This window comes from Micromonospora fluostatini, assembly GCF_050410825.1.
GTDB lineage: Bacteria > Actinomycetota > Actinomycetes > Mycobacteriales > Micromonosporaceae > Micromonospora > Micromonospora rosaria.
Map to the genome: position 1 here is coordinate 1,231,472 of NZ_CP191251.1, position 26,484 is coordinate 1,257,955.

Below are 26,484 nucleotides of genomic sequence, written 5' to 3' on the forward strand. Positions count from 1 at the left end.
CGGTGCCGAGTATCTCGGCGGGGGATAACGCCGGCGGTGCCGGTCGTTAACGGCCCCGCCGGCTCTGGCTGCTCCCCGGCTCGGCACGGGCCGGTCCGGCCTGGTGCGGCCCGGGTGGTCCCTCGGCGTCGGCGGCGACGTCGCGGACCAGCCGCAGCGGCTCGGCCGGGGCCAGCGGCGGGACCGGGATGACGATGGCGTTGTGCAGGCCGGCCCCCCAGTCCGGTCGGCGTCGCGACAACGGCTCGCGGGCGGTCACCACGGTCAGCAGCGGCAGCGCGGCGGGCGTCGCCGTGACGGCGGTGACCGCGTCGAGCAGCTCGTTCGGCGCGTCGTGCAGGTCGTCGAGGACGATCACCACCGTGGCCCCGCCGAGCAGGTCCCGGACCACCTGCCGCCAGCCGGCCGCCGGCGCCACGCCGTCGGGCGTGACGGTCCGCAGGGCCGCCACGACGTGTCGCAGGCCCTGACGTGCCGCCGGGCGTCGCCCGGGCGGTGCCGGGGCGACGCCGGGGCCGGGCGGCCCCGGCAGCCGTTCCAGCCGTACCGTGGGGTCGTCGCCGCCCCCCACCCGGGCGATGTACCCGGTGAGGGCGGGCAGCCGCGCCAGGGCGGCGGCGACCGTCGCCAGGGCGAGCCGGGTCTTGCCGGTCCCGGCCGGGCCGACCAGGGTGACCAGGTGCGGCCGGCGGGACGTGGGCACGTGGTCCAGGATCGCCGCCAGCAGGGCGAGTTCGGCCTGCCGGCCGACGAGGGGGCGGGCCCGGCGCCGGTGCGGGTCGCGGGGCAGCAGCCACGCCGCCCGCGCGGTCCAGGCCCGGTCCGCCGCGTGGTCGGGACCGTCCGCCCCGGCGGTGTCCGGCAGGTACCGGATCAGCCGCCGGCTCGCCCGCCGGGTGGTGTCGTCCACCCGGACCGTGCCGTCGGGGGTGGCCGCGAGCAGGTCCATGCCGGCGTCGACGACCTGGCCGACCAGCCGGGGGCGGGTCGGCTCGGGCGTGGGCACCTCCCGGACCAGGACCGGGCCGGTGACCACCGCGGCGGCGAAACCGGGGCGGCCGGCCACCGCGGCGCGTACCGCCAGCGCGGCGTACACCGCGAACCCGGCGGTGTCGCCGCGACCGGAGACCAGGCCGAAGGAGGCCACCACCGTCGACCCCAGCACGTACTCGATCCGCCCGCCCAGGTTGCGCAGGTTGGCGTGCACGACCGGCAGCGTGTGCGCCGGCCGGGCCTCGCCGCCGGTCGGCATCCGCAGGCACAGCAGGGTCACCCGACGCAGCCGACCGGAGGGCCCGGCCGGCCGGACGGGGGAGACCGGGCCGGTGGGTGCGGGCGGCGGCCCGCCGTCGACGCGCGGCGGCAGGTCCGCGCGCTGCTCCAGGATGGACCGGTACAGCTCGTCCAGCTCCAGGGTGGACTCCCGGCCGGTGTGCCGGACCAGCGCGGTGCGGGCGTCGTGGTACGCGGTGATCGCGTGCGCCTGCTGGTTGGCCCGGTACAGCGCCGTCATGTGCTGGCGGTACAGCCGTTCCCGTCCGGGGTGGGCGCGGACCAGCCCCGCCAGTTCGGCGACGAGCGCGCGGTGCCGGCCGAGGGCGAGGTCCGCGTCGATGCGCTCCTCGATGGTGCGCAGCCGCAGCTCCTCCAGTTCGGCGACCTCCGGCCAGTCGGCGTAGCTGTCGAGCAGGTCCGCCAGGGCCGGGCCACGCCACAGCCGGGAGGCCGCGGCCAGCAACGACGCCGCCTCCGGCGCCTCACCCGCGCCGAGCTTGAGCTGGGCCCGGGGCAGCAGCCGGCGCAGCGCGGCCACGTCCACCGTGTCCCGGTCGGCCTGGAGGCGGTAGCCCTGGTCGACCGTGGCCAGCCGGACCGGACCACCGGCGGGCAGGAGCTTGCGCAGCGCGGAGACGCAGTTGCGCAGCGCCGCCAGGGCGGTGGGCGGGTGCTCCGGCCCCCAGATCCGCTCCAGCAGGACGCCGAGGGCCAGCGGCCGGCCGGCGTGCAGCGCGAGGAGCGCGAGCAGGGCGCGCCGCCGACGACCGGGCAACGCCACCGGTGTGCCGTGGACGCGGACCTCGACCGGACCGAGCAGCCGCAGTTCCACGGTGGGAGGTCGTGCCGGCATGGGCCATCCTTCTGTCCCCCTCCAGCTATCCGCGACGCCGCCCGCTGTTCGACCCGGTGTGGCGGGCCGGTGAACGGGTCGGGCGGGTCGGTACGGACGGCGGGTGGGGGGTGGGTGTGCCGGGCGACGTCGACCGTCCGACGTGGGCCCGTCGGTGGGGAGGGGGCGGGATGTCCGTCGTCCGCTCCCGGGCGGTGGGCCGGGCCGGGTGGAGACCGGCGCCGCAGCGGGCCGCCGACGGCCGGGTGCGGTCGGGAACGGTGCTCCGCCGACACCCTTCGTCGCGTTGCCCACGAGCCCCCCGGACAGCCCTCAGCGCCCCCGTGATACCCCTTTGCGCATCCTTGCCCGGGTAGCTAACACCGGCTCAATTAACGGCTAACGTCGGCTCTGCCGTACGGCGGTCGGGCCGGACCCGCCGACATCGCGGGCGCGTGACCCCTCCACAGCGCGACCGGGGCGTGACAGGCTGTCCACCGGGATGTGTCGATCGGGCGCCGGAACCGGGCCGGTGCGGGACGTACCGGCGGGCCGGTCCGGCCCCACGAGGGGGAGTCCGAGGTGGACGTCGTACGACCGCCGGTCAGGGCTGGGAAGCCCGCCGTCTTCGTCGCCGTGCTCCGGCCGCTGGAGGTGCTGGTGGGCGGTCGGCCGGTCAAGGTCCCCGGCCGGACACGGCGGGCGCTGCTCACCGCGCTCGCCCTGCACCCGAACCGGCCGGTGGCCACCGCCGACCTGGTCGACCGGATCTGGACCGGTCGGCCACCGCGCCGGGCCGGGCTGACCCTGCGCAATTTGGCCTCCGGGCTGCGGGCCCGCCTGCCGGACGGTCCGGGCTGGCGCCTGGTGGTGACCGACGCGTACGCCGAACTGGCGGTCGCGCCGGACGCGGTCGACCTGTTGGTGGCCCGGCGGCTCGCCGCGCACGGCCGGACGGCGGCGCGGGCCGGGCGGCCGGCCGAGGCGGCGGCGCTGATGCGTCGGGCCCTGGGGCTGTGGCCGGGCCGGCCGGCGGCCGACCCGGCCTGGCCCGAGTTCGCGGCCCTGGTCGAGGAGCGGCTGACGCTGCTGGAGGACCGGCTGGACGCCGACCGGGCGGCGGGCCGCCTCGACGAGGTGGTCGACGAGGCGATGGGGCTCGTCGTCGCCGAGCCGCTCCGGGAACGCCTGCACCTCATCCTGATGCAGGCGCTGCGGGACGCCGGCCGACCCGGTGAGGCGCGGGCCGTCTACGACCAGCTGCGCGGCACGCTGGCCGACAGTTGGGGTATCGACCCGGGGCCCGAGTTGCAGGCGCTGCGGCGCTCGCTGGCGGACCCGGTGGTGGGCCGGCCGGCCGAACCCGGCCCGCAGGACGCGAGCGTGCTCATGTTCCGGCTGCGGGGCTTCGCCGAGGTCGCCGCCGGCCCGCAGGAGGAGGCCGCACTGCGCGACGGCTGGGTCGGTGGGATCAACCGGCACGTCGAGCACGCCGCGGGCCGACTGGCGCTCGTCCTGGGCGGGACCGTGGTGGCCCTCTTCCCCGACGATCCCGGGGGCCGGCGTGCCCAGCGCGCCGCGACCGCGGTCCGCCAGGCGGCGGGTGCGGCCGGCCCGGACCCGGCGTTCCGTGCCGCCGGCCGGGTGACCTGCTGCGCCGCGGTGGTCTCCGGTCCGGCCCCGACCGGCGACCTGCTCGGTGGGGACGCCCCGACCCTGGTCGGAGCCGCCCTCGACCGCTGTGCGGCCGTGCTCGCGGCGGCCCGGCCGGGCGAGATCGTCGTGGTCGGCACCCGCTGACGGCCCGCCGGAGGGCGTCCGGGGTGGCGGGCGGCGACGGGACTTGCCGAAAACGTTTTCGGAGTTCATTGTCGGAGGCCAGGACCAGCGATCCCCGTCGAGGTCCGGACCCGGACCACCGGCTCCACGGCGCACGGTCACCGTCGTCGCGGAGCCCTCCTGGCGCGAGGAGGCCACAGGGTGTGAGCGAGCAGGACGGCCGGGCGTCGGCCGGTGCAACAGCAGTGGAGCAGGCCGTCCCGGCCCGCGCCGACCCGTCGGCCGGTCGTCCCGGCCGGTCGGTCATGCGTGACGTCGCCGAACTCGCCGGGGTGTCGGCGCAGACCGTGTCCCGGGTGATCAACGACCACCCGCACGTCGCCGACGACACCCGGGCGCGGGTGCTGGCCGCGATGCGGCGGCTGGACTACCACCGCAACCCCGCGGCGCGCGCCCTGGTCACCCGCCGGTCCGGCACCCTCGGCATCGTCGGCTACGAGAGCCCGCTGTACGGGCCCACCTCCATGCTGTACGCCATCGAGGGCGCGGCCCGGGCCGCCGGCTACTTCGTCAGCGTCGCCAGTGTCCGTCACCTGGACCGCCGGTCCGTGCTCGAGGCGGTCGACTGGCTGAGCCGGCAGTCGGTCGAGGGGATCATCGCCATCGCCCCCAAACCCGCGATGGCCGACGCGTTGGCCGACCTGCCGGCCGGACCCGCCTGTGTGACCGTGGGCGGCGGACGCAACGCGGCGGTCCCGAGCGCCCGGATCGACAACGTCACCGGCGCTCTGGTCGCCACCCGGCACCTGCTCCGGCAGGGGCACCCCACCGTCCACCACGTGGCCGGGCCGACGCAGTGGCCGGAGGCGAGCGAGCGGCTGCGCGGCTGGCGGGAGGCGCTGCTCGCGGCCGGCGCGCCGGTGCCGGCGGTGGTGCCCGGCGACTGGGACGCCCGTACCGGGTACGAGCGGGGCCGGTGGCTGGCCCGTGACCCGGCGGTAACGGCCGTCTTCTGCGCCAGCGACCAGCTCGCCCTCGGTCTCCTGCGCGCGTTGCACGAGGCCGGCCGGCGGGTCCCGGACGACGTCAGCGTCGTGGGGTTCGACGGCACCCCCGACGGTGCGCACTTCCTGCCCCCGTTGACGTCGGTGCGGCAGGACTTCGCCGAGCTCGGCCGACGCAGCCTGCGGCTGTTGCTGGAGCGGATCGGCCCGTCCGGGCAGACCGCGAACCCCCGGCACGACCTGCTGGTGCCCGATCTCGTGATCCGGCACAGCACGGCGCCCCCACGCGGCGGCGACCGCCCGGGTCGGGACCTGGCGTGGTCGGCCCGCACGTCGAGCACGCCGCAGGTGATCGGGGGACCGGGCCGGGCCCGACGCTCCCCGGCCTGAGCCCCCCACGTCGCCCCTGGCCCGGCCGTCGACGGCCGGGCCGTGTCGAGCGTCCGCGTCGGACCCGGCCCGACGGTCCACGTCGGCCCCGGCCGGGGCCTGGTGCCTCACGAGTCCCGGGGCGGGCTGCCGGCGAGGGTGGAGACCCGGGTCTCCGCCCGGCCCTCCTCCCGGGCCTCGGCGAGCAGCCGTGCGAGTCGCCGCCGGCGTCGCCGGACGACGCTGCGGTAGGCGAGGACGAGCCCGGCCAGGCCGACCGCGAGGGCCAGCTGTGGCCAGGGCAGCGCCCAGACCGTCACGGTGGCCGACGACGGCCGCAGGTCGGCGACGGCCGGAGCGTCGCCGTCGACGGCCGGGGAGACGTCGACGGCCGCCCGCAGCGGACCGACCGCCCAGACCCCGGGGACCCGGACGTCGACGGCCCGGCTGCCGCGCGGCAGCGTCTGGTCGACGTCGGCGACGCCGTCCTGCCGGGCCAGCCCGAACGGACCCGAGACGGTCACCCGCCCGCGCCCGGTCGCGGCGACCGTGCCGTCGTTCCTGGCCGTGTACCGCACGCGCATCGTCCCGGCCGCGAACGGGTTCCACGAGGGCCGGTACGTGACGTCCAGGTCGCCGACCGCCAGGCTCGCGGTGATCGCGCCGCTGGCGCGCAGCATGACCCGGAACCCGACCCGGCTCTCGACGGCGACCGTACCGCCGCTGCTGGTGACCGTCGCCGCGATGCCCGCCGGGTGGTCCCCGGGGGTGGCATCCGGTGGCACGGTGATGGTGAACGGCACCACCAGCGTCTGCCGGGCCCCGACGGTGACCGTCTCCCGCACCTCGATCCAGGTGCCGCCGGCCACCGACGGCTGGTGGGACGGGAGCATGGTGAAGCGTCCCCTGTCGGTGAGGTAGCCGTCGGCCGCCTTGAGCGAGAAGACCACGGCGGCGTCGCTGAAGTTGCGCACGGCCAGGTGCTCGGTCACGACCTGCCCCGGGTCGAGGGTGCGCTCGATCCACCGGCGGCCGTCCGGGCCGTCGCGGTCGGCCGGTTGGACCGCCCAGGTGAGCGTCGGTTCCGCCAGGGCGGCGGTGGGCGCGCTCGGCACGGTGGCGAGCAGCACGGCCAGCACGGCGAGCAGCCGCGGCAGGGTTCGGGTCACGGCGATGTCCTTCGCGGGGTGGGAGCGGGGCGGGGGCCGCCGGGGACGGCCCCCACGGCGTGGGTCACTCGAACAGGGACAGGGTCAGGGTCGAGGTGTACGAGCCGGCGGCGACGTCCGCCGGGGTCCGCAGGTACAGGTCAGCGCGGCCGTCCCCGGCCCGGCCCGGGTGGCCAGCGGCGACGCGGCGCGGACGGTGAGGGTCGCCGCCGACCCGCCGGGATTGCTGAAGGTGACGACGGTGACCGCGACGTTGTCGTCGGTGACGAACTTGGTCAGGTCGGCGGTGACCCAGGTGGTGCCGATGGTGTACCGGCTCCGGGCGTGGCTCGGCGCGTCGAACCGGTGCGCGGCGACCTCGGTGACGGTCTGCCCGGGGACGGTGACGGTGTACAGGTTGCCGAGGTTGTTGGGGCCGCCGACGTGCGCGCTGCCGGCGAAGCCCATGGTGGTGAAGTTCGCGTTGTTCGCGCCCCGCAGGTAGAGCGAGCGGCCCCGGGTCATCAGCACCGCCGACCCGAGCGTGCCGGGCCCGCCCAGCACCCGGTCGAGGTAGTAGTCCGTGACCCCGACGTCACCCTCGTTGCCCGGCAGGACCGGGCTGGCGGCGCGGGCCGGTGACGGTACGGTGACCGCTCCGCCCGCCACCCGCGCGGCCAGGGCGACCCGCAGGGGCGCCCTCCTCACGCGTCTACGGCTCATGGTCCCTCCTTGTGGTGGTGGTGCCGGGGTGGGTGGGGGGTCACCGGCCGGGCACCTCGGGGGTGGTGACCCGCGCGGCACGGGCCGGGCCGAGCTGCCCGTTCCCATCTGTGAGCGTTAACATGTGGCGGTGTCGTCCGTCCCTCCGGCCGGCGGTGGTCAGTCGGTCGTCGGCAGCCAGACCCGCATCGTCGAGGGCCCCCGGTTGGCCCACGCGTGGTACTCCACCAGCGCCACCTCGTCGAGGTCGGCGTCCACCGGGTCCGGCGGGGCCGGGGTGCCCCGGTAGGGCCACTCGTCCTCGCGGGGCCGGACCCGCCGGCAGCGCACGGTCACCCGGCCGTCGACCACGCGGGGCGGGTGGCGGGTGTCGACGCGGAACTCGTCGACGGTCCCGACCCCCGGCACGTCCACGGACTCCAGGGCGAGCACCACCGGGCCGCGCTCCACCGCGACGCAGCCCCGGACCGCGTCGATGCGCGGATCCGGGTACGTGAACCGGGGCGCCATCGGCAGGCGCAGGACGACCTCGTCCCCCCGTCGCCAGACCCGTCGCTCGGTGACCATCCCGGGACCGACCGGCCGGGTGTCGGCGTCGACGGTCAGCGTCGCCCCCCGGGTGGCCCAGCCCGGCACCCGTACCGACAGCGACCAGGGCCGGTCGTCGTCGCTGTCGACCCGCACCCGGACCACCCCGTCGTCCGGGTACCCGGTCAGCACCGTCACCCGCAGGTCGGGCCCGTCGGCGAGCCGGTGCGCGATGGTGCCGGGCAGGTACTGGTGCACCTGGAGACCCTCGTCGTCGGCCGTGGCCACGTACGCCGCCAGGCTGGCCAGGGTACGGGCGACGTTGGTCGGGCAGCAGGACACCTCGAACCAGGGCGCCCGCAGCGACGCCGCCGCCCGCAGACTGGGCCGGTCGGCGTCGGGCACGCTGCCGATCTCCCGCCGGTGCAGGGTGTTGGTGTAGAAGAAGGCCCGCCCGTCCGTCGACGACGAGGTCGCCACCACGTTGAACAGGGTGCGCTCGATGAGGTCCGCGTAGCGGGCGTCCCCGTCGGCGAGCAGCAGCCGCCACGCGAGCATCACCGAGCCGATCCCGGCGCAGGTCTCGGAGTAGGCCCGGTCGGCCGGCAGCACCCAGTCGTCGCCGAACGCCTCGTCCTGGTGGCGGGAGCCCTGCCCACCGGTGACGTACGTCCGGCGGGCCACCGTGGCGCGCCACTGGGTGCGGACCGCCTCCAGCAGCGCGGCGTCCTTCAGCTCGACGGCGACGTCGACGGCCCCGGCGGCGAGGTAGTTCGCCCGCACGGCGTGGCCCCGCAGCACGGTGGCCGCCCGGACGGGACGCTCGTCCTGGAAGTACTCCCGGCCGAACTCCACGTCGCCGAGCAGGCCGTGGCCCCGACGGTCGACGAAGAGCGCGGCCTGGGCGAGGTACCGGTCGTCCCCGGTCACCCGGGCGAACTCCACCAGCGCGGTCTCGATCTCCGGGTGCCCGCACAGCCCGGTCACGCCGTCGGGTCCGAACGTCTCGCACACGTTGTCGGCGGCCCGGCGGGCGACCTCGACCAGCCCGTCGTCCGCGCCCGGCCGGGTCCGGGCCCGGGCCACCGCGGCCTGGAGCAGGTGACCGACGCAGTACAGCTCGTGACCCCATGCCAGGTCGGACCAGCGGGGCGCCTGCCCCCGGCGACCGAACCGGGTGTTGAGGTACCCGTCGGGCTCCTGCGCCGTGGCCACCCGGCGCACCACGGACCGGAACCGGGCCTCCAGCCCCGGATCGCCGCCCCGGCCGATCTCCCACGCCAGCGCCTCCAGGAACTTGTACACCTCGGAGTCGGCGAACTCCCGTCCCCGGCGCTCCCCGGCGAGGTCGCCCCGCGCGGCCAGGTCGAAGTTGCGGATCCAGCCCTCCCGCTCGAGCCAGTGCTCGACGTGCGGAAGGCTCGCCACGGCGTTGACCGACTGGCGCTCGGCCCAGAAGCCGCCGGTGATCCGGACGTCGCCCAGCCCGACCGGCCGCAGCCGCCCCCGGATCGGCAGGACCGGCGTGGCGGTGGGTGCGATGCCGCTCATGGTCATCCTTTCAGCGCGCCGGACATGAATCCGCGCATGTACTGGCGTTGCAGGAGCAGGAACAGCACGATGCACGGCAGGGCGAGCACGACGACGCCGGCCTCGGTCGCCCCGTAGTCGACGACCCCCTGCACCTGGCCGCGCAGGTTGGACACGGCGAGCGGCAGCGTCATCCGCTCGGTGTCGTTGATGAGGATCAGCGGCGCCATGAAGTCGTTCCACGCGGCGAGGAAGGCGAACAGCCCGACGGTGATCAGGCCCGGCTTGACCGCCGGCAGCAGCACCCGCCACAGCGCGGTGAACGACGAGCACCCGTCGACCATCGCGGCCTCGTCGAGTTCCCTCGGGACCGCCTCGAAGGAGATCCGCATCAGGAACGTGGCGAAGGGAAGCTGGAACATCGTCAGCACGAGGGCCACCCCGACCAGGGAGTTCTGCAACCCGACCTCGTTGAGCAGCACGTAGAGCGGGATCAGCAGCGTCGCGTACGGGACCATGAGGATGGCGAGCGTGAGCATGAACAGGACGTTGCGGCCCGGGAAGCGGAACCGCGCGAACGCGTAGCCCCCGAGGAACGAGATCAGCAGGGTCAGCGCCACCGTCAGCAGCGACACCAACGCCGAGTTCGCGAGGTAGCGCCACACGCCGGCCTGGTAGCTGGCCAGGGTCGCGTAGTTGCCGAACCCCCAGCCGTCCACCTGGTTCGTGCCGGCCTGCGGGGAGACCGAGGCGACCGCCGTCCACAGCAGCGGGGCCAGGAAGACCAGCCCCACCGACCCGGTCAGCACCCAGTACGGCGTCCGCAGCGCGATGCCGGCGACGGTGACCCCGGGGGACCGGGGCGGGCGGGACGGGGTGGCGTCGGACGGCGGCGGGGCCGCGCTGCCCGGGGTGGCGGTGGAACGGGACACGACGGACATCGCCTCAACTCTCCTCGGACCGGAAGGCGCGCAGTTGCAGCGCGTTGACGAGGACCAGGGCGACCAGCACGATCACCGACAGGGCCGCCGCCACGCCGAGGTCGTTCTGGCCCTGGAACGCCACCAGGTAGATGAGCTGGACGACGGTGACCGTGCTGTTGTCCGGGCCGCCCTTGGTGAGGATGTAGAACTGCTCGAACGCGAGCAGGGAACCGGTCACGCAGAGCACGGTGGTGAGGGCCAGCGTCGGGCGCAGCAGCGGCAGGGTGACCTTCCGGAAGGTCTGCCACCGGGTGGCGCCGTCGGTGCGGGCGGCCTCGTAGACGTCGGCCGGGATCCCCTGCAGGCCGACGAGCATGAGCACCATGTAGAAGCCGGCGTAGCGCCACACGATGAGAAAGGTCGTCGAGACCAGCGCCGCGGTGGGGGAGTCGAGGAAGGTGAGACCCAGGCGCTCCATCACCGGCGCCAGCGGGCTCGCGTACGGGGAGTAGAGCACGTAGAACAGCAGGGAGGCCGACGCCAGGCCGAGGGCGCTGGGGATCAGGAAGGACGCCCGGAGCAGGTTGTTCCACCGGCTCGACTCCTGCACGAGCAGCGCCAGCCCCAACCCGAGCGCCAGCAGCAGGACCGTGGCGAGCACCGTGTACTTGACGGTGAACACCACCGAGTCGGTGAAGAAGCGGTGGTTGACCGCCTTCACGAAGTTGTCGGGGGCGTTGACGCCCTGGTCGCCGGTGAGCAGCGGCCATCGGGACACCGCCATCTTGAGCACGAGCAGCAGCGGGACCGCGAACAGCGCCACCACGAACAGCGCCGTGGGTGCCGCGTAGAGCCAGCCCAGCAGGGCGCGACGGCCACCGGGCCGGGCCCGGCCCCGCATCGCCGCCCGCAGGGGGTGAGACGGCGCTCTGACGTCCATGGGAACCTCTCGTCGGGTCGGCGGGTGGTGGCGCACCGGGTCCGGCGGCGGGCGTGTGTCGGCTCGGTGGACCCGTGGGCCGGCACACGCCCGCGACGCGACGGCTACTGCCGGAGGACGCCGGTGATCTCGTCGTTGTCCTTGCGGAGGTCGCCGCTGCCGGTCAGCACCTGGTTGCGGACGAGAGTCAGCCACGGGCTGCCCGGCGCGTTGAACGCCTGCTGGAAGTTCACCGCGACGGGGGTGTCGCCCTGGCCGGCCACCTCGTTGATGGTCACCAGGCGCGGGTCCTGGGCGGCGTATTTGTTGTTCGCCAGGTCGGAGCGCGACACCACGTCCCTGTTCTTCGCCAGCACCTCCACCTGGGCCTGCTCGGACATCATCCAGCTCAGGAAGTTCCAGGCCTGCGCGGACTTCCTCGAGTCCTTCGACACCCCGATGCCGTCGCCGCCGACGAAGGTGGAGGCACCGCCGTCGGGGCCGGGGATGCCGGCGACCCCGACCTCGAACGGCGTGGAGGAGAGCAGCGTCGCCGGGTAGAACATCAGGCCGACCTTGCCCTCGGTGAAGGCGGCGGTCCAGGTCGGACCCGTCTCGCCCGCCGAGGCGGGCAGGACGGCGCCGGACTGCCACAGGTCCCGCCAGGTGCGGTAGACCCGCTGCGCGGTCTCGTCGGCGAGCTTGGACTCGGTGCCGTCCTCGCTGAGCACCGCGCCGTCGGCGGCCCAGATGGTGGGGAACCAGGTGAAGACGAGGCAGCCGCCGCAGTTCAGGCCGGCGGCCGTGCCGTAGACGCCGGCCTTCTTCGTGGCCTGGATCGCCTTGGCGGCGGCGGCGTACTCGCCGAGCGTCGCCGGTGCCCGCTCCGGGTCCAGGCCGGCGTCCCGGAAGAGCTGCTTGTTCCAGAACAGCATCGACAGGTCCAGCACGAAGGGCAGCACGTGCGGCTTGCCGTCCACCGTGCCGGCCGAGAGGTGTCCCTTGTTGATGGAGTCCTTGAAGCTGAGGCCCTCGACGTTCGTGCTGAGATCCTGGAACAGCCCCTGCCGTACCCAGTTCGGCACGTAGACGATGTCGGCGGCGAAGAGGTCCGGCAGACCGCCCGACCCGGCCGCCGCACCGACCTTCGCGACGTAGTCGTCGTTGGGTACGACGGTGAGCTTGACCCTGTTCTGGTGGCTGGCGTTGTACGCGTCGACGAGGAGCTTGGCCTGCTTCTCCAGCGGCGCGCGGGTCCACATGGTGAGTTCGCTGCCGTCGTCGACACCCTCGGGCCCGGCCTCGGCCACCCCCGGGCCGCTCGGGTCGTCGCCGGTGCACGCCGTCACGCCCAGGGTCAGGACCGTCGCCAGGGCTGCGGCCAGCGACCGCAGGGCGGTACGTCTACCCAGGGTTCTGCTCATGGTGCTCTCCTAGGGTTCGTCGGGGGGACGGAGCCGCGGGGCGGTCCCGGTTGACCGAGGGCTTGTCCGGCGGTGGGGCGTGGTGCCGAGCGGGGCGACGGCCACCGCGTCGGCGCTGGTGCGTGCCGGTGGTCGTACCAGCGGGCCGAGCGGAGGGCGGCTGACCGAGCGGAGGGCGGTTGATCGGTGGCGGCGCTGAGCGTGGTCGAGTCGACGTCCACCGTGGTGGCGGTCGGCCGGGGCGAAGCGGCCAGCCGCGCGGACGGTGTGCGGTGCGGGTCCGGCGGCGCCGCGCCGGTGGGTGGCCGACGCGGTGCGGCGCGCGGGTAGGGGCGGGGAAAGGGGAGATTGCGCGGCTGTGAACGAGGTCACGATCGATGTTAGCGCTAACGATAGTGACGTCAAGAGCGCGAAAAGACAATGTTTCCGGCGGGTTGCGGGCGGCGTTCCCGCCGGTGCCTCACCGCCGCCGGGGCGCCGTGCTGGCGCGGACCACCAACTCCGGGGGGATGACGGCCGACGCGCCGCGCGCCGCACCGCCCTCGATCTCGCCCAGCAGGATCTCGATGCTCCGCCGCCCGACCTCGCGGAACGGCTGGCTCACGGTGGTCAGCGGCGGGGTCACGTACGCCGCCTCGGGGAAGTCGTCGAAACCCACCACGCTGACGTCCTCCGGCACCCGCAAACCCGCCTCCAGCAGGGCCCGCAGCACGCCCAGGGCCATCGAGTCGTTCGCCGAGAAGACGGCGGTGACCCGGGGGTCGCGGGCGAGCTTGCGGCCGGCGGCGTAGCCGGACGCGGCGCTCCAGTCGCCGGCGAGTTCCCGGGGCACCGGCCGGCCGTTCGCCTCGAGGGCGGTCATCCAGCCCTCGACCCGTCCGTTCGCCTCGCTCCAGTCGGCGGGCCCCCGGACGTGGTGGACGGTCTCGTGGCCCAGGGACAGCAGGTGCTCGGTGGCCAGCCGGGCGCCCAGCACCTGGTCGACCGAGACGCTCGTGACGGTCGGCAGGGCGTTCTCCACCGCGACGACCGCGAGGGTGGTGGGCAACGCCCGGACGAACGCCATCGCCTCCACGGCCTGCGGCGCGATCAGGACCAGCCCCTCCACCGACTGGTGGACCAGGCGCTGGACGGCCTGCGTCGCGGCGTCGGCCGTCAGGCGGCGCAGGCTCGCCACGCTGACGGCGTATCCCGCCTCCTCGGTGGCGTGCACGATGCCGTTGAGCATCGACGCCGGCCCGTGGTGCGTGGTGTCGAAGCAGACCACGCCGAGCGTCTGGGACCGCCGGGTGACCAGGCTCCGGGCGGCGCTGTTGCGGCGGTAGCCGAGCTGTTCGATGGCGAGCAGGACCCGCTCCCGGGTCTCCGGGCGCACCGAGCCGGGCTCGTTGAGGACGCGGGACACGGTCATGTGCGACACGCCGGCCAGGCGGGCGACGTCCCCCATGACCGGCAGTCGCCAGTTCTTCGCCACGCTCACGTCGCCCATGCTTCCCCTCGTCCCGCGCGGACCCGGGCCCGCGTCCTTCCCGCGTCGCCGCCATGGCCCCATGGCCACCGTGGCCGGGGTCGGGACCGCGTCTGATAGCGCTAACATACCATCCCTCGTTGCAATTTACGGCCGTGTTCGATAAGCGCCATTCAGTGAGTCGGATGGTCGGGTGGGGGGCGGATTCCGGCAATAACCGCGTCAATGCCGACCGGCCGGCGTTGACGCCTGTCCGGGCCGCGGGGCCGGGTGGGTGGCCGTCGCGCCGGGGCCGGTGGCCCCGTCCCGCGCCGTCGGCGGAGTTCTCGTCCCGCCCGTGTCCGGGCGGTCCCACGTGGGGTTCCGGCCTGGTCGGTCGGGCCTGGGCATCGAGGTTCGTCAGGTTGGCCCTTGACCGTCCGAAGAGGCGCGAAATACGGTGTGATAGTGCAATGGCATACCGAAAGAGGGGTGACGCAGCTCGGGGTGACCGTGGTGGCCACGGGTGGCAACGGGGGCGAGAACCTGGACGGCCCGGAGTTCCTGGGCCGCTTCGACCGTACCGTCCGCGACGCGGGCGCCATCATCGTCGGCGCGGGCAGCAGCACCACCCGGGAACGGCTGGGCTTCTCCGTGCACGGATCGCGGGTCGACCTGCAGGGGTGGGGCCAGAACATCACCACCACCGGCAGCAACGGCAACCTCCAGGGCGGCACCGACCCGGCCAACCTCGACGTCCGGTACACCCGGTCGTTCGGTGGCACCTCCGGCGCCGGGCCGATCGTCACCAGCGCGGTCGTCGCCGTCCAGTCCTACCTCAAGGCCACCGGCCAGGGGGTCTGGAGCGCGGCGCGGATCGCCGACCTGCTCAAGGAGACCGGGACGCCGCAGGGCGGCGACGTCAGCCAGCACATCGGCCCGCTGCCCGACCTCCGGGCGGCCCTGCGGCGGATCGAGGTCGACGCCCCGTCGTCGGCGGTCGCGCTGACCCAGGTCCCGCCGAGGACGGGCGACCGGTACGGCAACCCGACCGTCACCCTCTCCGCCGACGACGGGTGGGGATCGGGCGTCGACCGGATCGAGTACCGGCACAACGGTGGCCCGTGGCGGACCTACGACGGGCCGTTCCGGGTGCTGCGTCCGGGTCAGCACCAGATCAGCCACCGAGCGGTCGACCGGAACGGGACGGTGGAGCAGGCGAAGACGGTCACCTTCCGCAACCTCGGCCCGCCCCGGTCGTCGTCGGGGGACTGACCGGCAGCTCCGGTCGCGCGGCGCGTCGGGACCGCGTCGCGCGACCGTCGCATGTCGGCGGTGCCGGCCGGAGTCGCCCGTGGCGGTGCGCGCTGGCCGTGGTGGTCGGCGGTGACCTGCGGTGACCGTCCTGTCCGGGGGGTCACGATTGAAAAACGAGGTTGCAATTGCACATTGCACCAGCCGTTCCCGCTGGTTAGTGTGCCTGGCAAAGCTCTCCCCGCAGAGGTCGTCGCACCTCGGCGGGGAGCGACGACCGACCCGTTCGCCCCGCCTCCCGTCCGCCCGGATCCCGACGGCCCGCCGGCCACCCCGGCGCGGACGCGCGTGACTCCACAACGGACGGTCGGCGGGCGCAGCGGTTCGCGTGACGGACAGCCAGGGAGGACGACATGCGTGTGTACGGCAGGTTCGGGCGGATGGTCGCCCTGTCGGCCACTGCGGGGCTGCTCGCCGCGGCCGCCGGCTGCAGTGGCAGCGACTCGACCGAGGACGGCGACCGCAAGACGTTCGTCTTCGGCGCCTCAGACGACCCCAAGACACTGGACCCGGCGTACGTCTCCGACGGGGAGTCGTTCCGCGTCATCTTCCAGGTCTACGAGACCCTCGTGGCGCTGAAGCCCGGAACGACCGAGGTCGTCCCGTCGCTGGCCACCGACTGGACGGTCAGCGACGACGGACTGACCTACACGTTCAACCTGGCCAAGGGCGTCACGTTCCACGACGGGGAGGCCTTCGACGCCACCGCGGTCTGTTACAACTTCGACCGCTGGTACAACTTCAAGGGCGCGCAGCAGAACGGCGACATCTCGTACTACTGGCAGACCATCTTCGGCGGCTTCGCCACGCGCGACAGCGACGCCGCGCCGGAGAGCAGCCGCTACGCCTCCTGCGAGGCCACCGAGGAGTCGGTGGCCACGCTGCGCCTGACCCAGCCGTCGTCGGCGCTGCTGTCCGGCCTGGTGCTGCCCGCCTTCTCCATCGCCAGCCCCAAGGCGATCGAGGAGGGCGGCACGGACCTGACCGTCACCGGCGACTCGATCGCCTACAGCGGTGGCTTCGGCACCCGCGTGGTGGCCGGCACCGGCCCGTTCAAGTTCGTGAGCTGGGACCGGGGCGAGCGGCTCATCCTGGACGCCAACGAGAACTACCGCGAGGGCCGGCCCCAGCTCGACCAGGTCATCTTCCGGCCGATCGCCGACGCGACGGCGCGGATGCAGGCGTTGCAGGCCGGTGAAATCGACGCCTACGAGGGCGTCGCGGCGGCCGACATCGAGGCCGTGAAGAACGTCGGCCAGGTGGTCGAGCGGCCGGCCTTCAACGTCGGGTACGTCGGCATGAACCAGAAGGTGCCGCTGCTGCAGAACCGCAAGATCCGCGAGGCGATCGCGTACGCGCTCAACCGCGAGGGCCTGCTCAAGGCGGCGTACCCGGAGGGCGCCGAGGTGGCCAACCAGTTCCTGCCGCCGTCGCAGTGGGGCTACAACTCCGCCATCACGGGCTACCCCTACGACCCGGAGCGGGCCAAGCAGCTCGTCGCCGAGTCGGGGGAGCAGAACCTGACGGTGGAGTTCTGGTACCCCGCCAACGTGTCGCGGCCGTACATGCCCAACCCGCAGGCGGTGTACGAGTCGTTCGCGGCGGACCTGGAGAAGGTCGGGTTCACCGTCGTCCCGAAGACCGTCCCGTGGACGCCGGACTACCTGCAGAGCATCCAGGCCGACGGCAAGGGCCAGCTCTTCCTGCTGGGCTGGAGCGGTGACTACGCCGACCCGGACAACTTCGTCGGCACCTTCTTCCGGGAGACCACCGCCCAGTTCAACCTGACCGACCCCGGCATCCAGGGGCTGCTCAACCGGGCCCTGGCCGAGACCGACCAGGCCACCCGGCAGAAGCAGTACGAGGAGGTCAACCAACTGATCTTCGACTACATCCCCGGCGTGCCGTTCGTCCACAACCGGCCGCTGCTGGCCCTGGGGAAGAACGTGGTCGGCTACCAGCCGTCCCCGGTCAGCCTCGAATACTTCAAGATCGTCAACATCGAAGGCTGACGTCTCGTGCTTCGCTTTGTCTTTCGGCGGCTGCTCCAGTTGGTCCCGATCCTGCTGGGCCTGTCGATCCTCCTGTTCGCCTGGGTCCGGGCGCTGCCGGGCGGCCCCGCCCAGGCCCTGCTCGGGGAGCGGGCGACACCGGAGGCCGTCGAACAGATCGAGGCGCAGCTCGGCCTGGACCGCCCGCTCTGGGAACAGTACGTCCAGTTCCTCGGGCGGGCGGTCCGGTTGGACTTCGGCGCGTCCCTGCAGACCGGTCAGCCGGTCATCGAGGAGATGGCCCGCCGGTTCCCCGCCACCATCGAGCTGGCCATCGCCGCCCTGCTCATCGCCGTGACGGTGGGCATCCCGCTGGGGTACCTGGCCGCCCGCCGGTACGGCACCTGGCTGGACAGCGTCCTGGTGTCGGCCTCCCTGCTCGGGGTGACCGTGCCGATCTTCTTCCTGGCCTACCTGCTCAAGCTCGTCTTCGCCGTCCAACTCGGCTGGCTGCCGACGGCGGGCCGCTCGGACCCACGGGCCCGCGCCGAACATCCCACCGGCTTCTACGTCCTGGACGGCATCGTCACCGGCGACCCGGCCGCCAGTTGGGACGCGCTGACCCACCTGATCCTGCCCGCGGTCGCGCTGGCCTCCATCCCGCTCGCCGTGATCGTCCGGATGACCCGCGCCTCGGTGCTCACCGTCCTGCACGAGGACCACGTGCGCACCGCCGAGGCGAAGGGCCTGCTGGCCGGCACGATCGTCCGCCACCACGTGCTGCGCAACTCGATGCTGCCGGTGACCACCGTCATCGGCCTGCAGATGGGCGTGCTGCTCGCCGGGGCCGTGCTCACCGAGACGGTGTTCGCCTTCTCCGGCGTGGGCAAGTTCATGGCTGACGGCATCGTCCAGCGCGACTTCCCGACCATTCAAGGGTTCATCCTGGTGATCGCCGTGAGTTACGTCCTCGTCAACATGATCGTCGACATCGTCTACGGGCTGCTCGATCCCCGGGTGAGGGTGTCATGAGCCGGCGGCACCGCCGCCCGGACCCGGGGCCGTGGCCCGGCGGGGGGACGGCATGAGCAGCCCGGAACAGGTCGCCGCCACCCGACCCACCGGCGGCGACGAGGCGATCGGCAGCCCCCGGCCGACCCGGGGCCTGCGCGGCGACGCCCTGCGCCGGCTGCGGCGCAACCCGATGGCCATCGTCGGGTTCACGCTGATCCTGCTCTTCGTCGGGGTCGCCGTCTTCGCGCCGTGGATCGCGCCGTACTCGCCGAAGGACAACTCCTGGCTGTCCGAGGTCCGGCCCGGCGCCTACCCCGGCCCCTCCGCCGAGCACTGGCTGGGCATCGACCCGCTGGGTCGGGACGTCTTCTCCCGTCTCGTGTACGGCGCCCGGCAGTCGCTGCTGATCGGCGTGGTGTCGCTGGCCGTCGGCGCCACCGTCGGGGTGGGGATCGGGCTGCTCGCGGGCGCCTTCGGCGGCTGGGTCGACGCCGTCGTCATGCGCCTGGTCGACATCATGCTCTCCGTGCCGGGCCTGCTCTTCGCCATCGCGATCGCCGCGATGCTGGGGCAGAGCCTCACCTCGGTGATGATCGCCATCGCGGTGGTCAACATCCCGATCTTCGCCCGCCTGCTCCGGGGGGAGATGCTCGGGCAACGGGCCGCCGACTACGTGCTGGCGGCCCGCTCGCTCGGCATCTCCCGGGCCGGGATCGTCTTCCGTCACGTGCTGCCGAACTCGTTCACCCCGGTGATCGTCCAGGGCACCCTGACCCTCGCGCTGGCCATCGTCGAGGCCGCCGGCCTGGCCTTCCTCGGCCTGAGCGGCAGCGACCCGTCGGCGCCGGAATGGGGACGCATGCTGACCGACGCCCAGGTCGCGTTGACCTCCGCCCCGCAACTGGCGCTCTACCCGGGGCTGGCGATCGTCCTCGCCGCGCTCGGCTTCACCCTCCTCGGTGAGTCGCTGCGCGAAGCACTCGACCCCAAGCTACGGCGGTGAACGGATGAGCTTCCTGCGCGTACGGGACCTCACGGTCACCTTCACCCGGCCCGGACAGGCCCCGGTACGGGCCGTCGACGGCGTGACCTTCGACGTCGAGTCGGGGCAGTCGGTGGGGATCGTCGGCGAGTCCGGCTCCGGCAAGTCGGTCACCTCGCTGGCCGTCATGCGGCTGCTGCCCGCCCGCAACGTCCAGGTCACCGGCAGCATCGAACTCGGCGACCAGGACCTGCTGGCGCTCTCCGCCCGGCAGATGCGCGACGTCCGGGGCCGGGACATCGCCATGATCTTCCAGGACCCGATGACCTCCCTCAACCCGGTGCTCACCGTGGGCCGGCAACTCGTCGAGGTGATCGTCCGCCACGACGGCAGGTCCGTCGCCGAGGCCCGCAGGGACGCCCAGGCCCTGCTGGAGCGGGTCGGCATCCCCGACCCGGCGCGGCGGCTGCGCGAGTACCCGCACCAGCTCTCCGGCGGGATGCGCCAGCGGGTGATGATCGCCATCGCGGTCGCCTGCCGGCCCCGGCTGCTCATCGCCGACGAACCCACCACGGCCCTCGACGTCACCATCCAGGCGCAGATCCTCGACCTGCTGCGCGACCTCGTCGAGGAGCGCGGCTCCGCGCTGGTGATGATCACCCACGACCTGGGGGTCGTGGCGGGGCTGTGCGAGCGGGTGCACGTCATGTACTCCGGGCGGATCGTGGAGTCCGCCCCGGCGACCGGCCTCTTCGCGCGCCCCGCCCACCCGTACACCGACGGTCTGCTGCGCTCGATCCCGCGCATCGACGACGAGGAGCGCGGCATGCTGCACACCATCCGTGGCTCGGTGCGCGACGTGGTGGCCTGGGAGCACGGCTGCGCCTTCCAGCCCCGCTGCGACCACGCGGTCGGGTCCTGTCTGGGCGGACCACCGCCGGTACGCGACCTCACCGGCGCGCCCGGCCACCGGGTCCGCTGTCCGCGTCCGGTGCACCCGGCGACACCCGCCACCGGCACCGGCCGCGGCGAGGGGAGCGTGTGATGAGTCTGCTGCAGGTACGCGATCTCAAGGTCCACTTCCCGATCCGCAGCGGCACGCTCTTCACCCGCCAGCACGGCTCCGTGAAGGCGGTCGACGGGGTGGACCTGGACGTGGCGGCCGGGACCACCTTCGGCCTGGTCGGCGAGTCCGGCTGCGGCAAGTCCACGCTGGCGCGCGCCATCATGCGGCTGGTCGAACCGACCGCCGGCAGCGTCACCCTCGACGGCCGGGACCTGCTCGGTCTCAGCGAACGCCGGCTGCGCCCGGTGCGCCGGGACTTCCAGATGGTCTTCCAGGATCCGATGGCGAGCCTGGACCCCCGGCAGAACGTGGAGTCCCTGCTCACCGAGCCGCTGCGCGCCCACCGGATCCCCGGCGGGTCGGTGGAGCACGCCCGGCGGATCCGCAAGCTGCTGGAGGTGGTGGGCCTGCCGGCGACGGCCCTGGAACGCTATCCCCACGAGTTCTCCGGTGGGCAGCGCCAGCGCATCGGCATCGCGCGGGCGCTGGTGCTGAACCCCAAACTGGTCGTCGCCGACGAGCCGGTCTCCGCGCTGGACGTCTCGGTCCAGGCGCAGGTGATCAACCTGCTCAAGGAACTCCAGGAGACGTTCTCGCTGACGTACGTGGTCATCGCGCACGACCTCGCGGTGGTCCGGCACATCAGCGACACCGTGGCGGTCATGTACCTGGGACAGATCATCGAGCAGGCGCCCTCCACCGCGCTCTACCGGGCGCCGACCCACCCGTACACGAAGGCGCTCATGGGGGCCGTGCCGGTGCCGGACCCGGCCGTCGAGGTGTCCCGCACCCGGATCCTGCTCCGTGGTGACCTGCCCTCACCGGCCAATCCACCGAGCGGCTGCCGTTTCCACACCCGCTGCCCGTGGCGGCAGGCCACCCGCTGCGCCGACGAGCGGCCGGCGCTGCGCACGCTCGCCCCCGGGCACCAGGTCGCCTGCCACTTCGCGGAGGAGATCGCGGCCGGCCGGATCCAGCCGTCGGCCGCCGCCGGGCCGCCCGCCACCGCCGCCGCCCGGCCGTCCTGACCGGACGGCCGGGCGGCGCGGCCGGGCCGCTGCGGTGGGCCGTCGCCGGTGGGCCGCCACCGGGCGACCCACCGGGGCCGCCCCGACCCTAGGCCGGGTCGTCGCCCGGGTGCCCGTCGCCGGGCGGCGTCGCCAGGTCGCCGAGGGACGTGGGGGCGGCGATCGGTCGTTCCGCGAAGGCCCGCAGGTCCGTCTCGGTGACGGCCCGGCCGGCGTGTCGGGCGGTCAGGCAGGCGGTGGCGAAGCCGCACACCCGGCCCTGGCACCAGCCCATACCGGGCCGGGCGAGCAGCTTGACGACGCGGGCCTCGGTCGCCCCGAGTTCGGTGACCGCGTGCCGGATCTGGCCCGCGCTCACCTCCTCGCACCGGCAGACCAGGGTGTCGTCCGCGCACTCGGCCAGCAGGGCCGGCGGGACCGGATAGACCTGGTGCATGGCGGTGGCGAAGCCGCGCAACGCGCTGCGCCGGTGACGGGCCGACCGGTCGTCCGGCACGTCCCCGGCGCCCAGCGACCGGGCCGCCGCGCGGCCGGCGATCCGGCCCTCGACCGTGGCGAGGTCGGCACCCCCGACGCCGGTGGCCTCGCCGGCCGCCCAGACCCCGGCGACGCTGGTGGCCTGGTCGTCGTCGACGGCCAGCACCAGGCTCCGGTCGACGTCGACCCGGGTCGCGCAGCCGAGCTGCAGCGCCAGTTCCAGTTGCGGGGTGAACCCCCAACCGACGGCGAGCACGTCGCAGGCGATCCGCCGCTCGGAGCCGGCCCGGACCCGGCCCGCCCGGTCCAGCCGGCCGACGACCACGCCGGTGAGCTGGTCGGTGCCGAGGGCCCGCAGCACGGCGTGCCGGTGCCGGACGGGGACCCGGTGTCGCAGCAACCGTCCGGCGTACCCGCCCGCCTCGCCGAGCTTGCCGACCGCGCCGAGCAGCGCGCGGGGGTGCCGGGCGAAGCCGACCGGGCTGTTCGCCTCGACGACCGCCGCCACCCGGGCGCCGTACCGGGCCAGGCCGTCGGCCACCGGCAGCAGGAACGGTCCGGTACCGGCGACGACCACGGTCCGGCCGGCCACCACGAGGTTCCCCTTGAGCAGTGCCTGCGCCCCGCCGGCGGTGATCACCCCGGGCAGGTCCCAGCCGGGGAACGGAAGCTGCCGGTCGTACGCGCCGGTGGCGAGGACGAGCCGCCGGGCGTGCACGGTGACCGGGTCGGGGGTGCCCCGCTGCCGGGGTTCGGCGCCCCGCAGGCAGTGCACCGACCAGTGGTCGCCGGCCGGGACGACGGACCAGACGTGGTGCCCGGCCAGCCGGCGTACCCGGCCGGTGCCGGCCAGGTCGGTGAGCCGGGCGTCGGTGGTGGCGAACCGGCGCCACCCGTGGTGCAGGGTGGTCGGCCGGAACGGGCCCGCACCGGGGTCGGGGGAACGCCAGTACTGCCCGCCGGGGCGGACCCCGGCGTCGACGACCGCCACGCTCACCCCCGCCTCGGCGGCGGCCAGGGCGGCGGCCAGCCCGGCCGGTCCGGCGCCGACGACCGCGAGGTCCACCCGCTGCCCGGTCACCGTCCCGTTCCCTTCTGGCTGCGGATCTCGTCGCCGGGCGCGGCGGGCACGAGACAGGCCCGCACCGAGGGCTGCCCGTTCACCGTGACCAGGCAGTCGAAGCAGATCCCGATGCCGCAGAACAGGCCCCGGGGCCGTCCGTCGTGGCGGGTGTCGCGCCAGGACCGGATCCCGGCGGCGGTGAGCGCCGCGCCGACGGTCCAGCCGTCCCGGCAGGGCAGCGGCGTGCCGTCGAAGAGGATCTCGAACTCGGACGGATGGGTCACCGGGGCACCTCCGGGCCGAAGCGGTCGGGGCGGAACGGGTCGACGTCGAGTGCGGGGGGCTGGCCGGTCAGGCCCTGGGTGACCAGCAGCGCGGTGCCCAGGGACAGGCCGATGCCGGCGCCCTCGTGGCCGCAGGCGTGGTGCAGGCCCGGCGCGCGCGGGTCCGGGCCGATCACCGGCAGGTGGTCGGGGCAGTACGGCCGGAACCCCCGGTACGCGCGGATCACCGCGACGTCGCGCAGGACCGGGAAGAGCCGGACCGCGCCGGCGGCGAGGCGGCGCAGCGCGGGGGTCGAGACCGTCCGGTCGAACCCGACACGTTCCCGGCTGGCGCCGATGAGGACCGTGCCGGCGCGGGTCCCCTCGACCACCGTCGAGGTCTGCAGGGCGGCCGAGTCGCTGGCCACGTCGGCGACGTAGTCGGCGAGGTAGACCTTGTGCCGGACGAGCGGCGGGAGCGGCTCGGTGACGAGGATGTAGCCGCGCCGGGGGGCCACCGGGACCGTGACGCCGGCCAGGGCGGCGACCTGTCCGGCCCAGGTGCCGGCGGCGTTGAGCACGGCGCCGGCGGGCAGGTCGCGCCGGGGTGTGCGGACGCCGGTGACCCGCCCGCCGGCGCGCAGGAAGCCGGTGACCGGCTCGTGGGTGAGCACGGTGGCGCCGGCCCGGCGGGCCAGCCGGAGCAGGTGCGCGGCGGCGAGCATGGGCTGGACCTGCATGTCCTGGGGGTACCGGTAACCGCCGGCGACGTCGTCGGTGAGGTGCGGCTCGACGTCCCGCAGCCGGTCGGTGGGCACGGCGACCGCCTCGATCCCGGGTGCGCGCTGGGCGGCCACGAGCCGGGCGAGACCGTCCAGGGTGGCCTGGTCGGTGGCGACCACCAGCCCGCCCTTGGTCTCCAGCTCCACCGCCCGGCCGAACGTCGTGTCGTCCAGCGGCAGGGCGGCCAGGTCCCGCCACTGCCGGTTGGACAGCACCGCGAGATCGAGCTCTGGACCGGGTTCCTTGTCGGAGACGAGAATGTTGCCCTCACCCGCCCCGGTCGTTCCGCCGGCGATCGGTCCGCTGTCGACGACGGTCACCGACAGGCCGGCCCGGGTGGCGTAGTAGGCGCAGGCGGCCCCGACGATCCCGGCGCCGACGACGACGAGGTCGGGGGTGGGGGAGGTGCGGGGGGACGGGGGCAGGTCAGGCATGGCGCGACCCGGGTCGGTGCGGCGCGGCGGCGTCTGGGTCTGCCGCGAAGGGGGTGTCGGGCATGGGCACCTCGGGGCGTTGCGGGCTGGAAGCCGTTGCTTGCGCTGTTGTAGTGTGACATTGTACGCCCTCGCGGCCCGACGACCACCGTGGCGACCACGACCCGCGTCCACGGTGGGTGGCTTCGACTGGACCCATTGCGACCGTAGGATAAGGAGCGATCGATGCGCGCGCGATTGAGGCCATGGCACGGCGTGCTGGTGGCGACGACGGTGCCACTGGACGACCGCCTGGCGGTCGACCTCGACCGGTACGCCGAGCACGTCCGGTGGCTGGCCGCCGAGGGGTGCGACGGGGTGGTCCCGAACGGCTCCCTCGGGGAGTACCAGACCCTCACCGGGACCGAACGCAGCGCGGTGGTCCGCGCCGCGGTCGACGCCGCCCCGGACGGCTTCACCGTGATGCCCGGCATCGCGGCGTACGGCGCGCGGGAGGCGCGGCGCTGGGCCGAGGACGCCGCCGAGGCCGGCTGCGCGGCGGTGATGCTGCTGCCCCCCAACGCGTACCGCGCCGACGAGCGGGCCGTGCTGGAGCACTACCGGGAGGTCGCGAAGGTCGGCGTGCCGGTGGTGGCGTACAACAACCCGATCGACACCAAGGTCGACCTGACCCCGGCCCTGCTCGCCCGCCTGCACGGCGAGGGGCTCATCGTCGGCGTCAAGGAGTTCACCGGCGACGTCCGGCGCAGCTACGAGATCGCCGAGGCGGCGCCCGGCCTCGACGTGCTCGCCGGCTCCGACGACGTCACGCTGGAGCTGGCCATCGCCGGGGCGCCGGGCTGGATCGCGGGGTACGTCAACGCGCTGCCGCGCTCCTGCGTGCAGTTGTTCCACGCCTCGGCCGACGGCGACCTGGCCACCGCGCTGCCGCTGTACCGGGAGCTGCACCCGTTGCTGCGGTGGGACTCCAAGACCGAGTTCGTCCAGGCGATCAAGCTCTCCATGGATATCGTCGGCCGGTACGGCGGGCCGTGCCGGCCGCCCCGGGTTCCGCTCACCGAGGCGCAGGCACAGGTGGTCCGGGAAGCGACGGAGAAGGCGGTCGCGGCCGGCGGCCGGTGACGGAGAGGGCGGTGGTTCATGCGCAGCAACCGGGTCTTCCACGCGGTCGACTCACACACCGAGGGCATGCCGACCCGGGTGGTCACCGGCGGCGTGGGTGTCGTCCCCGGCGATTCGATGGCCGCGCGCCGTCGGTACTTCATGGAGCACCTCGACCACATCCGCCACCTGCTGATGCGTGAGCCGCGCGGGCACGCCGCGATGAGCGGCGCGATCCTGCAACCGCCGACCCGGGCGGACGCCGACTGGGGCGTGCTCTTCATCGAGGTGAGCGGGTGCCTGCCGATGTGCGGCCACGGCACCATCGGGGTCGCCACGGTCCTCGTGGAGACCGGCATGGTCACCGTCACCGAGCCGGTGACGGTGATCCGGCTCGACACCCCCGCCGGCCTGGTGGTGGTGGAGGTGGCGGTGCGCGACGGGCACGCCGAGTCGGTGACGCTGCGCAACGTGCCCGCCTTCGTGCAGGAGCTGGACGCGACGGTGGAGGTACCCGGGCTGGGCCCGGTCACCCTCGACCTCGCCTTCGGCGGCAACTTCTACGCCATCCTCGGTCTCGACCAGCTCGGCATCGCCTTCACCCCGGCCGACGCGCGCGTGCGGCAGCGGATGCTCGACGCCGGGCTGGCCATCATGGACGCGGTGACCGCGCGGCTGCGCCCGGTGCATCCCGAGGACCCCGGGATCTCCGGCTGCCACCACGTCTACCTCGCGGCGCCGGGCTCGGACGCCCGGCACTCCCGGCACGCCATGGCCATCCACCCGGGCTGGTTCGACCGCTCGCCCTGTGGCACCGGGACCTCGGCCCGGATGGCCCAACTGCACGCCCGGGGCGAGTTGGCGTTGCACGCCGACTTCGTCAACGAGTCGATCATCGGCAGCCGGTTCGTCGGCCGGCTGCTCGACCGCACCACCGTCGGCGACCGGCCGGCCGTGGTCCCGGCGGTCACGGGCCGGGCCTGGATCACCGGCACCGCGCAGTACCTCCTCGACCCGACCGATCCGTTCCCCACCGGTTTCCTGCTCTGACCAGCGCTGGAGTCTCG

The 26,484-nt window shown here is 74.3% G+C and carries 21 protein-coding genes; 10 read left to right on the plus strand and 11 right to left on the minus strand.

Translation table 11 applies throughout. The features are described from left to right. Positions 1 to 46: 46 nt before the first annotated feature. Positions 47 to 2,128: a BTAD domain-containing putative transcriptional regulator gene (locus ACQUFX_RS05445; protein WP_428964924.1), complete on the minus strand. Its 2,082-nt coding sequence runs from the start codon at positions 2,126 to 2,128 to the stop codon at positions 47 to 49. A 561-nt stretch (positions 2,129 to 2,689) separates the two neighbouring features. Between ACQUFX_RS05445 and ACQUFX_RS05450 the strand changes: the two genes are divergently transcribed. Both ACQUFX_RS05450 and ACQUFX_RS05455 read left to right on the plus strand, forming a co-directional pair. After that, positions 2,690 to 3,907: an AfsR/SARP family transcriptional regulator gene (locus ACQUFX_RS05450; RefSeq protein WP_428964925.1), complete on the plus strand. Its 1,218-nt coding sequence runs from the start codon at positions 2,690 to 2,692 to the stop codon at positions 3,905 to 3,907. A gap of 284 nt (positions 3,908 to 4,191) precedes the next feature. Continuing rightward, positions 4,192 to 5,280 (plus strand): LacI family DNA-binding transcriptional regulator, encoded by a 1,089-nt coding sequence (locus ACQUFX_RS05455; protein ID WP_428966869.1) that lies wholly within the window; start codon positions 4,192 to 4,194, stop codon positions 5,278 to 5,280. A gap of 107 nt (positions 5,281 to 5,387) precedes the next feature. On the opposite strand, the gene ACQUFX_RS05460 is transcribed toward ACQUFX_RS05455, so the two are convergent. The 7 genes from ACQUFX_RS05460 to ACQUFX_RS05490 form a co-directional block, all read right to left on the minus strand. Next, positions 5,388 to 6,428 (minus strand): hypothetical protein, encoded by a 1,041-nt coding sequence (locus ACQUFX_RS05460; RefSeq protein WP_428964926.1) that lies wholly within the window; start codon positions 6,426 to 6,428, stop codon positions 5,388 to 5,390. A gap of 84 nt (positions 6,429 to 6,512) precedes the next feature. Beyond that, positions 6,513 to 7,130: a hypothetical protein gene (locus ACQUFX_RS05465; RefSeq protein ID WP_428964927.1), complete on the minus strand. Its 618-nt coding sequence runs from the start codon at positions 7,128 to 7,130 to the stop codon at positions 6,513 to 6,515. 159 nt (positions 7,131 to 7,289) lie between these two features. Further along, positions 7,290 to 9,209 (minus strand): glycoside hydrolase family 127 protein, encoded by a 1,920-nt coding sequence (locus ACQUFX_RS05470; protein ID WP_428964928.1) that lies wholly within the window; start codon positions 9,207 to 9,209, stop codon positions 7,290 to 7,292. A 2-nt stretch (positions 9,210 to 9,211) separates the two neighbouring features. Further along, entirely contained in the window at positions 9,212 to 10,129 is a 918-nt protein-coding gene (locus tag ACQUFX_RS05475; RefSeq protein ID WP_428964929.1) for a carbohydrate ABC transporter permease, read from the minus strand. Positions 10,130 to 10,133: 4 nt separating this feature from the next. Then, on the minus strand, positions 10,134 to 11,051 hold the full coding sequence (locus ACQUFX_RS05480; protein WP_428964930.1) for a carbohydrate ABC transporter permease: 918 nt from the start codon (positions 11,049 to 11,051) through the stop codon (positions 10,134 to 10,136). Between the two features lie 104 nt (positions 11,052 to 11,155). Further along, positions 11,156 to 12,454 (minus strand): ABC transporter substrate-binding protein, encoded by a 1,299-nt coding sequence (locus tag ACQUFX_RS05485; protein WP_428964931.1) that lies wholly within the window; start codon positions 12,452 to 12,454, stop codon positions 11,156 to 11,158. A gap of 460 nt (positions 12,455 to 12,914) precedes the next feature. Beyond that, positions 12,915 to 13,943: a LacI family DNA-binding transcriptional regulator gene (locus ACQUFX_RS05490; RefSeq protein WP_428964932.1), complete on the minus strand. Its 1,029-nt coding sequence runs from the start codon at positions 13,941 to 13,943 to the stop codon at positions 12,915 to 12,917. A 426-nt stretch (positions 13,944 to 14,369) separates the two neighbouring features. Between ACQUFX_RS05490 and ACQUFX_RS05495 the strand changes: the two genes are divergently transcribed. The 6 genes from ACQUFX_RS05495 (at position 14,370) to ACQUFX_RS05520 (ending at position 21,296) form a co-directional block, all read left to right on the plus strand. Next, a complete protein-coding gene (locus ACQUFX_RS05495) occupies positions 14,370 to 15,176 on the plus strand; it encodes an OmpL47-type beta-barrel domain-containing protein (RefSeq protein WP_428964933.1) in 807 nt (268 codons plus the stop codon). A 392-nt stretch (positions 15,177 to 15,568) separates the two neighbouring features. After that, entirely contained in the window at positions 15,569 to 17,227 is a 1,659-nt protein-coding gene (locus ACQUFX_RS05500; RefSeq protein WP_428964934.1) for an ABC transporter substrate-binding protein, read from the plus strand. Between the two features lie 6 nt (positions 17,228 to 17,233). Beyond that, positions 17,234 to 18,238, plus strand: coding sequence for an ABC transporter permease (locus tag ACQUFX_RS05505; RefSeq protein ID WP_428964935.1), 1,005 nt, complete (start codon positions 17,234 to 17,236; stop codon positions 18,236 to 18,238). Positions 18,239 to 18,290: 52 nt separating this feature from the next. Beyond that, a complete protein-coding gene (locus ACQUFX_RS05510; protein ID WP_428964936.1) occupies positions 18,291 to 19,223 on the plus strand; it encodes an ABC transporter permease in 933 nt (310 codons plus the stop codon). Positions 19,224 to 19,227: 4 nt separating this feature from the next. Further along, a complete protein-coding gene (locus tag ACQUFX_RS05515) occupies positions 19,228 to 20,247 on the plus strand; it encodes an ABC transporter ATP-binding protein (protein WP_428964937.1) in 1,020 nt (339 codons plus the stop codon). Continuing rightward, positions 20,247 to 21,296, plus strand: coding sequence for an ABC transporter ATP-binding protein (locus ACQUFX_RS05520; protein WP_428964938.1), 1,050 nt, complete (start codon positions 20,247 to 20,249; stop codon positions 21,294 to 21,296). Before ACQUFX_RS05515 ends, ACQUFX_RS05520 begins: the two co-directional genes overlap by 1 nt. 88 nt (positions 21,297 to 21,384) lie before the next feature. Here the strand turns inward: ACQUFX_RS05520 and ACQUFX_RS05525 are convergent, their stop codons facing one another. The 3 genes from ACQUFX_RS05525 to ACQUFX_RS05535 are packed head-to-tail and all read right to left on the minus strand — an operon-like array spanning position 21,385 to position 24,316. Continuing rightward, entirely contained in the window at positions 21,385 to 22,854 is a 1,470-nt protein-coding gene (locus tag ACQUFX_RS05525; RefSeq protein WP_428964939.1) for an FAD-dependent oxidoreductase, read from the minus strand. Continuing rightward, the gene (locus ACQUFX_RS05530) at positions 22,851 to 23,120 is read right to left on the minus strand and encodes a (2Fe-2S)-binding protein (protein ID WP_428964940.1); all 270 of its coding nucleotides are present in this window, start codon (positions 23,118 to 23,120) and stop codon (positions 22,851 to 22,853) included. The genes ACQUFX_RS05525 and ACQUFX_RS05530 overlap by 4 nt, the downstream gene beginning before the upstream one ends. Then, positions 23,117 to 24,316, minus strand: coding sequence for an NAD(P)/FAD-dependent oxidoreductase (locus ACQUFX_RS05535; RefSeq protein WP_428964941.1), 1,200 nt, complete (start codon positions 24,314 to 24,316; stop codon positions 23,117 to 23,119). Before ACQUFX_RS05535 ends, ACQUFX_RS05530 begins: the two co-directional genes overlap by 4 nt. A 225-nt stretch (positions 24,317 to 24,541) precedes the next feature. Here ACQUFX_RS05535 and ACQUFX_RS05540 point away from each other — a divergent pair, with 225 nt between their 5' ends. Together ACQUFX_RS05540 and ACQUFX_RS05545 are read left to right on the plus strand one after the other, a co-directional pair. Then, a complete protein-coding gene (locus tag ACQUFX_RS05540) occupies positions 24,542 to 25,438 on the plus strand; it encodes a dihydrodipicolinate synthase family protein (protein WP_428964942.1) in 897 nt (298 codons plus the stop codon). Positions 25,439 to 25,456: 18 nt separating this feature from the next. Beyond that, positions 25,457 to 26,467: a proline racemase family protein gene (locus tag ACQUFX_RS05545; RefSeq protein WP_428964943.1), complete on the plus strand. Its 1,011-nt coding sequence runs from the start codon at positions 25,457 to 25,459 to the stop codon at positions 26,465 to 26,467. The last annotated feature ends 17 nt before the right edge of the window (positions 26,468 to 26,484 follow it).